The organism is Sorangium sp. So ce887 (assembly GCF_051521455.1).
Taxonomy (GTDB): Bacteria; Myxococcota_A; Polyangia; order Polyangiales; family Polyangiaceae; genus Sorangium.
The window spans coordinates 964,921-980,118 of record NZ_CP150354.1; the positions used below are offsets into that span (position 1 = coordinate 964,921).

Genomic DNA, 15,198 nt, shown 5'->3' on the forward strand with positions numbered 1-15,198 from the left:
CATGTACCGCAAAGAGGTGAACGAGCGGAGCCCCATGCGGGTCTTCGAGGGGTCGATGCACGGCGGGCTGGGTCGCGGCAACGTCGGCGTCATCGTCGCTCGGCCCGGCGTGGGCAAGACGGCGTTGCTCGTGCAGATCGCGCTCGACGATCTGCTCCGGGATCGCAGGGTCCTGCACATCTCGCACGAGAACGCGGTCGACCACGTCCGCGCGTACTACGACGAGATTTTCCACGATCTCGCGCAGTCGATGCGGCTCCAGGAGCCGGAGGCCGTCCGGCTCGAGGTCGAGCGGCACCGGCAGATCTACTCGCACCTCGGCCATGTGAAGGCGCCGCCCGACGCGACCGAAGAGGCGGCGCGGCTGTGGGTCGAGAAGATGCTCGAGACGGTGGCGTTCGCGCGCGGCGTCGCCCACTTCGAGCCCGACGTGATCATCGTCGACGGCTTCGACGTGGCGATCGCGTCGGAGCAGGCGATGGAGGCGCTCGGCCGCCTCGCCAAGGAGCGCTCCGCCGAGATCTGGATCGCGGCGCAGGTCGAGGAGTCGATCCCCCCGGGCAAGCTGCCGGCCGCGCTCGAGAAGGTCGAGCGCCACCTCAGCGTGGTCGTCTACCTGCAGCCGGAGCGCGACGTCGTTCGCCTGCGGCTGCTGAAGGACCACGGCAACAAGGACCTCGCCGAGCTCCACCTGCGCCTCGATCCGCACTCGATGCGGGTCATCGACGAGGACGTGCGCCCCCCGTCGGAGCGGCCGAAGGACCCACGGCAGTTCCGCCTGCACTCGGGCGGAGCCAAGGGGGCCGAGGCCGAGTTCGGCGCCTGCGCCGAGCGGTACGGGGTGCAGGAGCTGAACTACAGCTTCGAGGGCCACCGGCTCCTCGAGCGCCAGCGGGGCGTGGTCGTGCTCGGGGACGACGAGCTGCGCAAGGGCGACTTCAGCCTCGTCTACGTGTCGCGGCGCCTCGGCCGCGTGCTGAGCGAGATCCCGCTCGTGCGCAACATCCTCCAGACGATCTGGCACCAGATCAACGCGGCCAGCCAGGTCTTCGTCGTGGGGACGCTCCAGGACGACGGCACGGTGCGCGGCGGCACCGGCTGGGGCGCGGAGCTCGCGCGCCTCTGGAAGAAGCCGCTGTTCGTCTACGATCAGGAGAAGCGCGGCTGGTTCCGCTGGAGCGGCTCGGCCTGGGAGATGGCGCGGCAGCCGAGCATCATCAGCGAGAACTTCGCCGGCATCGGCACCCAGGATCTCAACGACGCCGGCCGCGAGGCCATCCGCGATCTCTTCGCGCGGAGCTTCGGCGAGCCCGGCTGAGCCGGCGCGCGGAGCGCCTCCCGTCTCCACGACACCTCTCGTCGACGTGAGGCGCACCGGCCGCGCTGCGGAGCGCAGCGGGCCGGTGCGGGCGCCGCGCGCCCCAGGCCGGCGTGGGCGCGCGGGCCTGGGGCGCCGGGCCGCTCAGGACGCGTGCTTCTGGATCAGCTGGGCGAGGCGGGGGACGGCGTCTTCGACGTTCTTCTTCGCCGAGCCGCGCAGCTTCTCGTAGGTGCCGCGCACCACGCCGCTCGTCGAGGTCTTCGCCTTCTCGTCGGTGACGCTGAGGAGCGCGTCGGCGACCCGCGAGCGGTTCGTGGTCAGGTACGAGCTCGCATTGCCGCTGCCCGCAGCCTCGACCCAGAGGGGATCGAGCTTCTTGGCGAACTCGGGCAAGAGCTTCTCGACCACCTGGGCGATGAAGCCGGGCTTGATGCCCTTCACGGCCGCGTAGCCGGCCTTGACCGCCAGGCCGGAGAGCCCGCCCTTCGAAGCCACCTCCTCGTCGACCAGCGTGCAACAGTCGGCGATGACCCGTGATTTCTTGTTCGCATCGAGCAGCGTTTCGCTGAGACCCATTCTCGAACTCCTCCGGGCGCTTCGGGGACCGGACGAGGCCCCCTGACCCATGTCAGCGTGACCCCCGGCAGGGAGCCCCGACCACGTCGGGAGCGGACCCCGGCCCGCTCCCGACCACATCGAAGCGCCGCTCTTACCACAGCAGCTCAGAGGCAGGCATCGCAAGCGCCCACCCGAAAACCCTTCGGTCCAGGACGGTTTTTGCTCCTCCTTGACCGTCCAGGATGGCCGCACATCGCGCGTCCAGCGCTCGATTTCCGTCCGCTTCCCGTTCGCTTCCCGTTCGATTCGCGTCCGATTCGCGGGGAGACCGCATGCACGCCCGGCCCGAGCACGCCATACTCGAGATGTAAGTTAGATCACAGGTTCGGCGTAGCGGGCACTCGCCGCCGTCATGGTGCGAGGCCTGCGGGGGGCTCATGGACGTCTACTGCGAAGTCTGCGGACTCGTCACCACGGTTTCCGGCGGCGCGCGGGGCGGGGCCGCGCCCGAGTGCCGCGTCTGCGGCGGCACGATGCTCCGCGCGCAGGGAAGGGGCACGGCCGGGCTGCCGGCGGCGGGCGCCGGGGGGCGCTCGAGCCGGCCTCCTCCTCCGCTCCGGCGGTCGAGCGCGCCCCCGGTGCCGCGGGACGACGACGACCCGACGATGATGGATCTCCGATCGCTCGCGCTGAAGTCGTTCCTCGCGAACCCTCCCGCCCCGAGGACGGCGGCGGTTGCGCCTGCGGGGAGCTCGGCTGCGCCGGCGACGGGCCGGGTCGCGGCGGCGACGCCGGTCGCGGCGGCGATGCCGGTCGCGGTCGATGCGCCGCCGAGCGTGACCGATGTGCTGCGGGTCTACGACGCGCTCGTGCCGGTCGCGGCGCCCTCGCGGGCGCGGCACCGGGCCCGCGTGCGCGCGCTCATGGCGTCGGCGGCCGGCGCTCTGGCGATCGCCGCCGGGCTCGCGCTGGTCGCCGGCCCGAGGTCCAGCGCCCCGGGGGACGTCCTGCTGCCCCCCACCGCGCAGCGCGGCGTCTCCCGGGCAGGGGAGATCGCGCGCGAGGTGAGCGCGCCGGACGAGGCGCCCGGATACCCGAACACGGCGCCCCGCGGGCGCGAGGCGCAGACACCTGGGGCTGGCGAGGGCGAGGCGGATGCTGCCGAACCCGGCGCGGCGCCGAAGCCGGCCGCCGCGGTCGAGGCGGGGGCGCGCGCGGCCACCGGTGCAGGCGCCCGCACGGCCTCCAGCGCAGGCGTCCGCGCCCTCGCCGCGGCAGGCGCGCGCGCGGCCTCCGCGTCGGGGGCCCGCGCTCGGCCTGCGCACCCGCCTGCGCCGCCGCCCGCGTCCGAGGAGGCGCCGCGGCCCGCGCCGCCGGTGTCGCTCACCGATGCGATGGCCGCCGCGGTCGCCGGCACCCCGTCTCCCGCCGCCGCGCAGGCAGAGCGGCAGGAGGACACCGGCGAGAAGTAGCCCGCGAGCGCGGCGCGCGCCCGGCGAGCGTCAGCGCCGCGCTCTCCCGCGCCGCCGTCGCCCGAGGCCGGCCGCGGCCACGGCCGCCGCGAGCAGCGGCCAGCGCGCCGCGCCCTCCGCCGTCGCGAGTCGGCAGCCGCAGCCGGCGTCGTCCTGGATGCCGTCTGCGCCTCCAACTGCGCCACCGACGCCCGCCCCGCCGGAGCCGGCGCTGCCGCTCGAGGGGCCGCCCCCTGCGCCGGTGCCGCCCGTGGCGCTCTCGTCGAAGTACGCGCCGCAGGCCGGCCCGACGACCCGCCCGTCGCGCGCCGCGAGCGCGAGCGCGTAGACGCCCGCGCCGAACCCCACCATGGGCGCGTTGAACTTGTAGGCGCCGCTCGCCTCGTCGTAGGTCTCGGCGATCGCGAGGTAGTTCGCGGCTGACTGATCGAGCACCCAGCGGAGCAGCCGGTCCGAGCGCGCCTCGTCCCCCATGAGCCGCGCGGCGACAGCGCCGCGCAGATCGGTCACGACCCACTCGGCGCTGTCGTACTCGCTGCCCCAGGGGCTCAGGTCGTTCGCGCCGGCGTGATCGAAGCGATCGTCGTTCCGGGACCACCCGGCGCCCGCGGGGACGAGCAGGTGCTCGTCGAGCCCGACGAGCGTGGCGGCGGCGATGCGGCCCCGCGGATCGAACAGGCCCATCGCGATCCCCTCGAGCACCGCCGCGTCCCAGTAGCCCGCGCCCGACTCGAGCTCCTCCAGGCTCGCGGCCAGCGCGCCCGAGGCGTCCGTGAGCCGCGCGGCGATCGCGTCGCGCAGCCGGTTCGCGGCGTCGCGGTACCCCGCGGCCCGCTGCGCCTCGCCGCGCCGCTCCGCGATCTCCGCCGCGTCGCACAGGCCGCGCGCCGCGGTGATGCTCGTGTACGCGAACGAGCGCTCGCGCCCGTTCCAGTGGGTCTCCCAGATCGACGAGTCCTTCCGGACGAGGCCGGTGTCCGGGTCGATGAGCGCGACGAGCGCGTCCGCGACCTTCGACGACGCGGTGGCCCAGCGCTCGTCCACGAAGGCCGTGTCGCCGGTGAGCTCCTCGTAACGGCGCAGCGCCCAGAGGAACAGGCCGAACCCGTCGAACTCGAGGTTCGGGCCGAAATCGTTGAAGTCGGTCTCCTCGACCCCGAAGCCGTGGTAGCGCACCAGGCTGATCTGGTACGGCGGCATGTCGTACGACGCGAGCTCGTTCCAGCGCTGGAAGCGCCCCGCCTCCGCGTCCAGGTAGTAGCTCAGCGCGTCGCGCGCCTCGGCCTCCATGCCGAGGACCGCCATGGCCACGGTGGCGTAGGCGCCGTCGCGGATCCAGGCGACCGTCCACTCGCCCGGCGGGAGGCTCGCGAGGACGGCGCCGCGGCCGCGGTGGGCGATGGTCGCCGGCAGCGCGGCGGGCTCGCCACCGAGCGTCGTGCCGAAGCGCGTGGCGCGCGGCTCGGCGTCGCGCGTCAGGTGCTCGCGCAGGAAGGCGTGGCTCTCGCGGGACTGCGCCATCCGGAGCATCACGGCCGACTGCCGGAGCAACGCCGTCTCCCCGGGCGTCGCCGTGGGCGGCACCTTCAGCGAGCCCTGGAACGCGCGGTACGCGGCGATCTCGTCCGCGACCACCTCCGCCGCGCCCTTCGCGCCGAGGTACGCGTCGAGGGCGCCCTGCACGAGCGGGTCGGCCGCGCCCGAGGGGTCGCCGTGATGCGCGAACGCCACGCCGACCCACCGCGCCTCGCCGGGACCGATGCTGCCGAGGTCCCACTGGAACGCGCTCACGGAGCCGTCCGCGGTGGGCGCGGCGCCGTCGAGGTCCGGCAGATCGGCGACGGCGCCCTCCGCGACGATCCGGTAGACGTCGAGGTCCGCCGGGCTGCCCGCGCTCGACGCGCCGTGGCGCGCGGCCGGCTCGAGCGCGCGCGCGACGACCACGCCGGCGAAGGCGCGCTCGAGAAAGTCGCGTCGGCCCCCGCTCCCGTCGTAGGCGACGGTCTCGCCCGACTCGCCGATGTCGGTCATCACGCCCGGGCGCCCGAAGCCGAGGTGAAAGTTGTGCAGCGAGAAGGCCGACACGCCCTCCGCCGGCACCTCGCCCCGGTTCTCGACGCGCATCGCCATCACGAACCCCGCCTGCCCGAGGCCCTGCGGCGCGAAGAAGAGCTGCGTGCACTCGAGGTTGCCGACCCGCTGCACCATCGTGACGACGCCCGTGCCGCCGCGCTCCCCGTCGGTCCAGCCGGCGTAGCCGCTCGCGTCGAGATCGACGGGGACCTCGGTCAACCACCGCTGCCTGCCCCCCGAGCGCAGCCCGAAGTACGCGTCGTAGAGCAGATCGCGCGTGGGCACGGCCTGCGGCTGGTTGCCGATCCAGACCTCCTCGCCGCGCTCGTCGAGGAGCGGCTCCTCGGTGGCGAACAGATGCTCGCGGAAGTGGGTGAGCCTCGCCTGGTTCAGATCGAGGAGCACCGCGCCGAACCCGTTCGACGAGGGCAGCCGGAAGAACGTGCGCTGCACCGGGACCTCGGCCTGCGCCGCGCCGGGGGCGGCGACCGCGGCCGCCGCGCCGAGCGAGAGGAGCGCGGCGCCGAAGGCATGGAAGGCGCTACGGGAGGCGCGAGGCGGGGCAGATCGTTGGTGCCCCAAATATTCCCTTGCCAGGGACCGGCGATGCATCGCGGCACTTTACAGGAATGACTGTCCTCCCGGCGCGCCGGCCCGCCGGCGGCCGCTCAAAATGCTGCAACGCGCTCCGTGGCGTGGTAACGGCATGCCCATGACAAAACTGCCCGCGTTGATCCTCGTGGTCTCGGCGCCCCTTGCCGCCTTCGCGGCCGGCTGCGGCTCCGATCCGCAGCCGCCGGCGAATGTCGGCGGCACCGTCGCGCCCCCTCCGGTGGCGAACACGGTGGCGCCCGCCCCGAAGCAGGACACGGCCAAGCCGACGAGCGGGTCGATCCGCATCGACGACAAGATCCTCAAGGCCTGCGGCGATCTGCCGACGGCCCGCTTCGCGTTCGACTCGACGGCCATCGAGGGCGAGGCGGCGAGCGCGCTCGACGCGCTGGCGCGCTGCTTCGTCTCGGGCCCGCTCAAGGGCAAGGGGATGAAGCTCATCGGTCACGCCGATCCTCGCGGGGAGACGGAGTACAACCTGGGCCTCGGCCAGAAGCGCGCCGGCAGCGTCGCGGAGTACCTGGCCAAGAAGGGCCTCGAGCAGGGCCGCGTCGCGACCTCGTCGAAGGGCGAGTTCGAGGCGACCGGCGCGGACGAAGAGGGCTGGGCGCGCGACAGGAAGGTCGACATCCTGCTGGCGGACTGAGCGCCGCGCCGCGCGCGGCGCTGGACGACGTGAAGAGGGCCACGGCCGCGCTTCCAGGTGAGAGAGGGGGCCGCGGTCGCAAACTGCACTGAACGGGGCCGCGCGCGCGGATCCCCGACGAGCCGATTCCCTGACCCCAAGAGATCGATATGGCCTTCCTGCAAAGCGCGCCCGAGGCGGCGACGGCGGTCCCGATCAAGCTCGATCCCGTCTCCCTGGTCCTCCACGCCTCCGGTCCGGTCTTCCTGGTCGTCTGGCTGCTGATCTTCGCGGCGATCCTCGTCTGGGTGATCGCCGTCCTGAAGGTCCTCCAGCTGACCCGGCTCTCGGCGCAGCAGGCGCGGTTCGAGCACGAGTCGGCGCACGCCCACTCGCCCGATCAGCTGTTCGCGCTCGCGCAGCGGCACGCGGACGCGCCGGGCGCCCGCGTCGTGCTGGAGCTCAGCCGCCGCACCGGGACCCACAAGCTCCTCGACTCGATCGCGAAGCGCGCGATCGTGACCGAGACGCAGCGGGCGAGCGCGCTCATGCCGACGCTCTCGTCGATCGCGGCGGCGTCGCCGTTCATCGGCCTGTTCGGCACCGTCTACGGGATCATGGATGCGTTCCTCCGCATCGGTCAGCAGAAGAGCGCGTCGCTGCCCGTCGTCGCACCGGCCATCGGCGAGGCGCTCATCGCGACCGCGATCGGGCTGTTCGCCGCGATCCCCGCTGTCATCGCCTACAACGGGCTCAACAAGCGCATCGACGACCTGCTCTCGGCGCTCGAGGCCGCGAGCGAGGGCTGGGTGGAGATCGCGTCGCTCTCGGCGCGCGCGGTGCAGGAGTCCATCCCGCTGGCGCTCCAGCGGACGAGCGACCGGCCCACGCCGGTGATGCCGAAGGGCTGAGGGGCGGGGCCGATCATGGCGATGTCGGTGGGCGGAGGGCGCAGGCGGCGGGGCGGCGGGTTCAGCGAGATCAACGTCACGCCGCTCGTGGACGTGATGCTGGTGCTCCTCGTGGTGTTCATGGTCACCGCCCCGCTGCTCACGGCAGGGCTCCGGGTCGAGCTGCCCAACGTCTCTGCCGAGGAGGCGCCGACAAAGGACACGAAGCTCGTCGTGACCATCACGAAGGAGGAGAAGATCCTCTTCGGTGAGGACGACGCGACCGCCGACATCGAGGGCGTGCTCGCGTCGAACGGGCGCGTGCAGAAGGAGAAGGAGCTCTACATCCGCGCCGACAAGGACGCCCGCTACGGCGCCGTGGCGCGGGTCGTCGCCGCCGCCCGGGCCGCCGGGGTCGAGGGGCTGAACCTCCTCGTCCAGCCGGAGATCGAGCCGGAGGGCGCGGCGCCGCGGCCCGGCGGCGGCGCGCCGCCACCTGGAGGAGCGGCGCCTTGAGCCCGGCCGCGGCGCGCGCGCCCGGGCCGATGACGCCGCCGGGGAAGCGCCGGCCGAAGAGCGACTTCCGCCCGCGGGACGTCGCGCTGGCCTTCGCGGTGGCGATGGGCGTGCAGGCGGGCGCCGCCGTCGCGGTCAGCCTGGCGGACCTCACGGTGCCCGCGGCGGTGGCCGAGATCGAGAAGGGGCCGAGCGTCCCGGTGAAGGTCGTCCCGGTGCTCGACATGGACACGCCGCTGCTCAAGCTGGGCGGCAAGCGCGACAAGATGAAGCTGCCCGACCGGTGGGTGCGCCAGACGCCCAAGCCGCGCGTCGAGCAGAAGGCGTTCGTGTCGCCGGACGCGGGCAAGACCGAGGAGGACATCCCGCCCCCGGAGGTGAAGGTCGCCGACGCGGGCACCGCGCCGCCGCCGCCCGACGCCGAGATCGCGAAGCAGGTCGACACCGAGCTCGATCCGACGACCGACGCCGGCCAGGTCGCCAACGTCGACCAGGAGGGGCACCAGGACGGCGTGGCCGAGGGGACGGAGACCGATCCCCTCAAGGCGCGCGCGGTGGACCTGTACCTGGCCCGCATCGCGGGCTGGTTCTCGAGCAGGTTCCGCGTGAACGGCTCGGGGCTCCCGCCGGAGGAGCTCACGAAGCACAAGCCGCGCGCGGTGATCGTTTTATCCGACGGGCAGATGGTGAGCTACACGCTGACGCCGAGCGGGAATGCCATCTTCGACGCGGCCGCGCGGGCGACGCTCGAGGGGGCGAAGGGGCAGGCGCTGCCGCCGCCGCCCGAGAACTATCCCGACCTCGGTCAGAAGCAGGTCAGCGTCACGTTCGTCTGTAGGGAGACCACATGCGACTAGCTCAATACGCCCTCGGCGCGCTGGCGCTCGCTGCCGCCGCGCTCGCTGCCCCCCCTGCTCCGGCGCAGGCGCCGGCCTCCACGGCGCCCCCCAACCCGGACGAGATCCTCGGTCACATCACGGTCGTCGCCGGCGCATCGCGCCCGCTCCCGAAGATCGGCGTCCTGCCGTCGCTCGTCTCCGACCCCGAGGACGTGACGCTCCACAGCGTGGTCCGGCGCGACCTCGAGCTGTGCGGCGAGTTCGAGGTGCTGCCCGACAGCGCCGCGCCCGACGGTCTGTACCTCTCCGACAGCCCGGTGGACGTGAAGGCGTGGTCCGCGAAGGGGGTCGAGGCGGTCGTGAGCGTGCGCGGCAAGAAGGTCGGCCCGGACAAGGTCGAGCTCGTCGGCCAGGCGTTCCTGGTGAACCGCGGGCAGGCCCCGGTGTTCGACAAGAAGTTCATCGTGCCGCTCCACGACGTGCGCTTCGAGTCGCACCGGGTGGCCGACCAGCTCATCGGCGCCCTCACCGGCCAGAACGGCGGCTTCGCCAGCCACATGACGTTCGCCTCGGGCTCGGGCTCGCTGCGCCGCGTCTTCACGATCGACGCCGACGGGCACGACGCCAAGGCCATCTCGCCGCCCGATCAGACCGCCATCGCCCCGGTGTTCGGGAAGAACGAGCAGCTCCACTACGCGGCGAGCGTGAAGGGCGACGAGTACAAGATCTTCACGCCGGCGGGCGGCCCGCTGGCGCTGCCGGTGAAGGGTTCGGTCTACGGGATCGCCTTCTCCAAGGATCGTTCCCAGGTTGCGCTCAGCATCGGGGTGGGGTCGACGATCAAGCTGTTCTCCGGGCCCGACTTCCAGAGCATCAAGCCGGCGTCCGAGGTGGGGATGGCGCTCCACCCGGCGTTCACGCCGACAGGCAAGCTCGCCTTCTCCGGCGAGGGCAGGTACGGGCAGCGCATCTACGTGGGCGGCAAGGCGATCTCGCCGGAGGGGCTCTTCGCGTCGGCGCCCACGTTCTGCAACCACCCCGACGGGGTGAAGGCGGTCTATGCCGTCGGGGCCGGCAAGAACACCGACCTTGTCGTCTCGGGGGAGACGGGCGGCGGCCTCGCGCGGTTGACCCAGAGCCAGGGCAGGAACGGGTACCCGGCTTGCAGCCCTGACGGGCGGCTCGTGGCCTTCTTCTCCACGCGCACGTCCGGCGAGGGCCCGGGGCTCTACATCATGCGCGTCGACGGGCAGCGCCCCAAGCGCATCTCCAACCTGCTCGGGGACTCGCTGCGCTGGGATCCCCTTCCTCCCGGCAAGGCCGTCGAGGCGAAGAACTGACCCGCTCGCGGGCGCCGTCCCAGCGCGGCGCCCGCTGACCCGAGCTCGGCGGTGCTGCGCAGATCGGGGGCGCGGCGTGCGGACGCTGCACACGCTGTGGCAAGGCGTCCCGCACGGTCGGCCTCCAGCGCCACGATCCAGCGAGCGACACGCCGCGCGCCGCGCCACGGGAGGTGCGGCCCGGACATCCGGCGCGCGGGAACAGCGGGCGCCGCGTCGCGGCTGGATCCAGGGGCTCTCCGTCCGACAACTTCTTCGGCCCAGGCCCGTCTGACGTGGCTAGCTCCTGAGCGATCACGTGCGTCGCCGCGGAGAGCGGAGCGAAGGGAGACCGCGCCGGGGGTCACCGCTTCTTTGGCCCGCTGCGTCGGACGCGGTTAGCCTCCGGACTGCTCAGGGGTGAGTTGGCTGGAAAGTTGCACGGGAATTGCTGTAGGCCGCCCTGGTCAGCCAGCGAAACGAACATGGAGAAGAGCATGGTGTCGAGCCGTATCTGGACCGCCATCGCGATCGTCGGGTCCTTCTGCGCCGGTGGCTGCAGCTCGGTGGCGGCGGTTCACGAAACGAGGATCAGCGAGCAGGGGGGGTTCCGGAACCCGGATCACCGGCTCGCCCCGCGAGAGGACGGGGGATACTGCAGCGCCGAGGTGCTCCGCTGGCAGTACGACGAGCCGTCGGCGACGCTCCGGCTGGCCGATTCTCGTTTGATGCTCGATTGCTGCGGGAAGCGCGCGATCCACGTCGAGAGGATCGACAGCCTCTACGAGGTCACCGAGCGGGACGAGCCGGACGACGCCGAGGGGCGCTGCAGCGAGCAGTGCGCCTTCGATCTGTCCGTGGGCATGCAGGACGTCCCGCGGGGCGAGATCTACGTGAAGCTGCTGCGTGACGTCGTCGATCAGCAGGGCAGCCCGGCCGTGGTCTGGAGCGGCACCCTCGATCTGGACGTCACCGCAGGCGCGGTCGTCCTCGACGACGCCCCCGCGGATGCCGGCTGCCATGAGCAGAGCTCGCCGCCCCGGCGCAGCACGACCGTCGCCTCGAGGTGACCACCGCGCCCCCGTCGCCCCGCCGTGCGCTGAGCCGGCGGGATGGGCGGCCGGCAACGGATGACAGGCGGCTGTCTGGCGCCGCACCTTGAGGGTGGGATGGTGGAGCAGGTCGACCGACCACGACGTCCAAGGTCAGAGGGTCGGGCGCATTCTGCCACGTTTCACCTGGACATTTATTCCCGAAACGCGTAGATCACACTCGAATGTGCGTGCAGCTGCTCCGGGGTGTGGTGGCACGCGCCTCCTACGTACGCCAGACAGCGGCTGTCTCCGCGATATTTATCACGGAGACAGATCGCGCCTTCTTATTGAAGCCCTGATTCTTCATTTTGGGCGTATTTTAACAGTGGGGCGAGATAACCAAGGAAGTCTGGGCATGAAGAACGCGGCGGTCTATAGGGCACTTGCAACGGTGGGGTCGCTGGTTCTCCTGAGCGCGTGTCTGGAAACCGAGCCTGCGCAGGTGGGGACCGTGAGCGAGGCCGGCGGATTCGTGGAGCCGGAGCGGAGGCTCGCCGTCGAGGGGGAGGAGAGCTATTGCGGCGCCGAGGTGCTGCGCTGGCGCTACGACCCATCGAGCGGATCCCTGACGGTCGCGGACAGCCGGCTCCTGCTCAACTGTTGCGGTCAGCGTGTGATGCACGTGGACCGGATCGACAGCATCTACGAGATCACCGAGAGGGACGAGCCCGACGCGGCGAACCCGAGGTGTGATTCGGTCTGCGCGTTCGACTTCGCGGTGGCAATTCCCGAGGTCGCCCCGCGCAAGATCTACGTGCGGCTGCTGCGGGACGTCGTCGACGCGCAGGGCAGCGCGGAGCTCATCTGGCAGGGGGAGATCGACGTCCGGAAGCTGTCCGGCGAGGTGGTGATCGACCACGTCGCCGCGCCGGGCGAGGTCTGCAGCGGATCGTCCCAGTAGGCGCTCGCCGCTCCGGCGCGGGAGCTGCCGGCGAGCGAGGGCTCGCGCCAAAGGTCATGCGCCTGCGTGACGGGTTCGGCGGCTCCGAACGAGCACGTGGCGGCGCCGGCTGAATGACGGCTCGCCGGCGGCAACGCGCGGCAGCCGCAACGGCGCGGCCGTAGCCCTCAGTCGATCAGCGTGCGCGCGGGGCGACCCGGCTCGCACTTCACGAGCGTGGCGGTCAGCTCGAGCGTCTCGGGGAGCGTGCCCTGCACCTGCGCGACGACCTGCTCGACCACATGCTGGGCCTCGTCCAGGTTGGGACCCACGATCGAGACGACGAACGTGAGCGGGCCGGTGCGCCCGGCCGCGGCCGGCGTCAGGCTGAGCAGCAGCGTCTGGGTCAGGTCCACAACCTGAAGCGCCGCCTTGCGCAGCGCCAGCATCTCGAGGATCGTCGGCCGCAGGCTCACGAGGCCGTTCTGGCCACGGAGCTCGAAGCGCGCGATCTCCATCGGCACCTCGGCCCACTCGGCGAAGAAGCCGTCCTCGTCGATGGCCTTCATCAGGTGCTCGCGCACGAGCAGCCCCGTGAGGCCGTCGCGCCGCGCAAGGTAGCGCTTCGCCTTGTCGTGGTGCGGCGAGTCCGGTCCGAACGTGACCACCATGAGGCGGCACTCGCCGAGCTGCACCTCGGCGCCGTGGAGCAGCGAGACCTGCGCTTTGCGCTCGAACGGGAAGTCCGCGTACGTGCCGTTCGTGCTGTTCAGATCCTCGACCAGCCAGGAGCCCGTCTGCCAGCGAAGGAGCGCGTGCGACCCGGAGACGGTCGCCTCGGCCAGGACGAGATCCTGATCGCTGCGGCGGCCGATGGAGAGCACCGGCTTCTGCAGCGGGAACAGCGTGGTGACGCTGTCGGGCGCGTTCGTGGCGTACGTGATGAGCAGCGACTGCGCACCGGGGGTGAACTGCGTCTTGATGGCCCGACCGGGCGCCGGGCCGGGGTCGATGCGCTCGCGCGGCAGCTGGATCGGCGCGGTCGTGGTCTGCGTCGGGTTGAAGAACCGCATGTGCCGCGCCTGCGGGCGCATCTGCGGATCCGGGTTCAGCCCGCGGAAGATCTGCCTGATCTCGTCGTTCGTCAGCGCGGCGGGCACGTCGAACGTGATCTGCTGCTTCATCGTCTTGAGCCGCGGCTTGTAGCCGGGCTCGGGGACGCGGCAGGTCCACATCTCCCAGAGCGTCAGCGCCGCGGCGTAGACGTCGTCCTCGGGGCTCGCCCCGCCGCTGCGCAGCCGCTCCGGCGACATGTAATGAGGCGTGCCGCCGTCCGGGGGCGCACCCGGCTTGCGCACGGCCGCGCGGGCGCGCTCCTTCGCGAAGCCGAAGTCGAGGATGACGGCGCGATCGTCGGCGACCATCACGTTGCCGGGCTTCAGATCGCCGTGCACCAGCCCCTGCTGGTGGATGGCGGCGAGCCCCGCGCAGACGTCGGTCGAGATCTTGCGGAACTCGTCGGCGCTGAACCCGCCGGACGTCTTGCGCTTGCGGATGTGGTTGTGGAGCGTCTGCCCGGGGATGTACTCCATCACGAGGATGGGCCCCCACGTGCTCGGCGCGAGGTCGTGCACGCGGCAGACGTTCGGGTGACGCGCCTTCTGCGCGAGGATCACCTCCTGCCGCAGGGCCTCGTCGTCGCCCGGCATGGCGGAGGCCTCGGGCACCACCTTGAGCGCCACCTGCTGCTGGGTCAGGCGATCGAAGGCCAAGAAGACCTCGCCCATGCCGCCTTTGCCGATGCTCTTCAGGACCTCGTACCGGTCGTTGATGACCGTTCCGACGTCGATGGGAGGGAGGGGATCTTTGGTCACGGCCACGGGCGCACGAAGGGTGAGGAAGAGCTCCGCGCCGGCGCCGAAGCTGACGCGCCGGCACGTCGATACGGACTGCGCGCAGGGTCGTCCATTCGAGCCCCGGGCGCAACGAGTCGTTGCACAAGCGTTGCGGCTTGCCCGTTCGGCGCGGGATGGGGCGGGGGCAGGCCGTCGCCGCTGCGGGGCCGGCGGCACGAGGCTGCCGCGCGCCGCAGCGGCGGGGCCGGCGCGCGCGCCGCCGTCCACAGGAGGGCGGCGCCCCGCGCGGTGTTCAGGAGAACGGCCGCGCCGTGTGGGCGTGGTTCAGCGGACCGTGGCCGTGGCCGAGCCCGGGCGCGGCGCGCATCGCCTCGCGGAGGTAGCGGCGCGCACGCGCGATCGCAGGGACGAGCGCCAGGCCCTGGGCGAGGCCGGCGGCGATGGCCGAGGCGAGCGTGCAGCCGGTGCCGTGGGTCGCGCGCGTCTCGATGCGCGCGTCCTCGAACAGCTGCTCGCCCCCGGGGTGCCCGGAGGCGCCGGGCTCCGGCGCGGTCCGGAGGACGTCGACGACCGCGGCGCCGGGGAGGTGGCCCCCCTTCAGCAGCACGGCGCGCGGGCCCATGGAGAGCAGCTGCGCGGCGGCGCGGCGCATCGCGTCCACGCTGTCGATCACCGTGCCGGTCAGCGCCTCGGCCTCCGGGATGTTCGGCGTGAGCAGCGAGGCGAGCGGCAGGAGCCGGACGCGCAGGGCGCCCTCCGCGTCGGACTCCAGCAGGCGCGCGCCCCCCTTGGCGACCATGACGGGGTCGACAACGAGCGGCGTGCCGCGGCCGAGGCGCTCGTAGACGCGCGCGACCTCGGCGATGACCTCGGCCGAGTGGAGCATGCCGGTCTTGATCGCGTCGGCGCCGATGTCGTCGAGCACGAGCTCCATCTGGCGGCCGATGAAGTCGGGCGGCACCGGGAACACGGCGGCGACGCCGCGGGTATTCTGGGCGGTGAGCGCGGTGATCGCGGTCGCGCCGTACGCGTCGAGCGCGGTGACCGTCTTGAGGTCCGCCTGGATGCCGGCGCCGCCGCCCGAGTCGGACCCGGCGACGATGAGGACGCGGCCTTTCATGGAGCCTCCGGGCCGCGAGGGGC

At 72.5% G+C, this 15,198-nt stretch carries 13 protein-coding genes; 9 read left to right on the forward strand and 4 right to left on the reverse strand.

The window, feature by feature from the left end:
- Window position 1 precedes the first annotated feature (1 nt).
- Window positions 2–1,318: a hypothetical protein gene (locus tag WMF36_RS03665; RefSeq protein ID WP_437486540.1), complete on the forward strand. Its 1,317-nt coding sequence runs from the start codon at window positions 2–4 to the stop codon at window positions 1,316–1,318.
- 144 nt (window positions 1,319–1,462) lie between these two features.
- Here WMF36_RS03665 and WMF36_RS03670 read toward each other — a convergent pair whose 3' ends face one another.
- Window positions 1,463–1,897 (reverse strand): DUF6918 family protein, encoded by a 435-nt coding sequence (locus WMF36_RS03670; protein WP_437578204.1) that lies wholly within the window; start codon window positions 1,895–1,897, stop codon window positions 1,463–1,465.
- Between the two features lie 419 nt (window positions 1,898–2,316).
- Between WMF36_RS03670 and WMF36_RS03675 the strand changes: the two genes are divergently transcribed.
- Complete coding sequence (locus tag WMF36_RS03675; protein WP_437578205.1) at window positions 2,317–3,351, forward strand: hypothetical protein; 1,035 nt, start codon at window positions 2,317–2,319, stop codon at window positions 3,349–3,351.
- Window positions 3,352–3,381: 30 nt separating this feature from the next.
- Here the strand turns inward: WMF36_RS03675 and WMF36_RS03680 are convergent, their stop codons facing one another.
- Window positions 3,382–6,006, reverse strand: coding sequence for a glycoside hydrolase family 15 protein (locus WMF36_RS03680; RefSeq protein WP_437578206.1), 2,625 nt, complete (start codon window positions 6,004–6,006; stop codon window positions 3,382–3,384).
- A 130-nt stretch (window positions 6,007–6,136) separates the two neighbouring features.
- Between WMF36_RS03680 and WMF36_RS03685 the strand changes: the two genes are divergently transcribed.
- The 7 genes from WMF36_RS03685 (at window position 6,137) to WMF36_RS03715 (ending at window position 12,220) form a co-directional block, all read left to right on the forward strand.
- Window positions 6,137–6,682 (forward strand): OmpA family protein, encoded by a 546-nt coding sequence (locus WMF36_RS03685; protein ID WP_437578207.1) that lies wholly within the window; start codon window positions 6,137–6,139, stop codon window positions 6,680–6,682.
- A gap of 149 nt (window positions 6,683–6,831) precedes the next feature.
- Window positions 6,832–7,572 carry a MotA/TolQ/ExbB proton channel family protein gene (locus WMF36_RS03690; RefSeq protein ID WP_437578208.1) on the forward strand — a complete coding sequence of 247 codons (741 nt, stop codon included), beginning with the start codon at window positions 6,832–6,834 and terminating at the stop codon, window positions 7,570–7,572.
- Between the two features lie 15 nt (window positions 7,573–7,587).
- The gene (locus WMF36_RS03695; protein WP_437486552.1) at window positions 7,588–8,067 is read left to right on the forward strand and encodes a biopolymer transporter ExbD; all 480 of its coding nucleotides are present in this window, start codon (window positions 7,588–7,590) and stop codon (window positions 8,065–8,067) included.
- Window positions 8,064–8,924: a TonB C-terminal domain-containing protein gene (locus WMF36_RS03700; protein WP_437578209.1), complete on the forward strand. Its 861-nt coding sequence runs from the start codon at window positions 8,064–8,066 to the stop codon at window positions 8,922–8,924. The genes WMF36_RS03695 and WMF36_RS03700 overlap by 4 nt, the downstream gene beginning before the upstream one ends.
- Window positions 8,915–10,246 (forward strand): tolB protein, encoded by a 1,332-nt coding sequence (locus WMF36_RS03705; protein WP_437578210.1) that lies wholly within the window; start codon window positions 8,915–8,917, stop codon window positions 10,244–10,246. Before WMF36_RS03700 ends, WMF36_RS03705 begins: the two co-directional genes overlap by 10 nt.
- 464 nt (window positions 10,247–10,710) lie before the next feature.
- Window positions 10,711–11,295 carry a hypothetical protein gene (locus WMF36_RS03710; protein WP_437578211.1) on the forward strand — a complete coding sequence of 195 codons (585 nt, stop codon included), beginning with the start codon at window positions 10,711–10,713 and terminating at the stop codon, window positions 11,293–11,295.
- 379 nt (window positions 11,296–11,674) lie between these two features.
- Window positions 11,675–12,220, forward strand: coding sequence for a hypothetical protein (locus WMF36_RS03715; RefSeq protein WP_437578212.1), 546 nt, complete (start codon window positions 11,675–11,677; stop codon window positions 12,218–12,220).
- A gap of 167 nt (window positions 12,221–12,387) precedes the next feature.
- Here WMF36_RS03715 and WMF36_RS03720 read toward each other — a convergent pair whose 3' ends face one another.
- Window positions 12,388–14,073 (reverse strand): protein kinase domain-containing protein, encoded by a 1,686-nt coding sequence (locus tag WMF36_RS03720; RefSeq protein ID WP_437486562.1) that lies wholly within the window; start codon window positions 14,071–14,073, stop codon window positions 12,388–12,390.
- A gap of 274 nt (window positions 14,074–14,347) precedes the next feature.
- The gene (gene thiD, locus WMF36_RS03725; protein ID WP_437578213.1) at window positions 14,348–15,175 is read right to left on the reverse strand and encodes a bifunctional hydroxymethylpyrimidine kinase/phosphomethylpyrimidine kinase; all 828 of its coding nucleotides are present in this window, start codon (window positions 15,173–15,175) and stop codon (window positions 14,348–14,350) included.
- Between the last annotated feature and the right edge of the window lie 23 nt (window positions 15,176–15,198).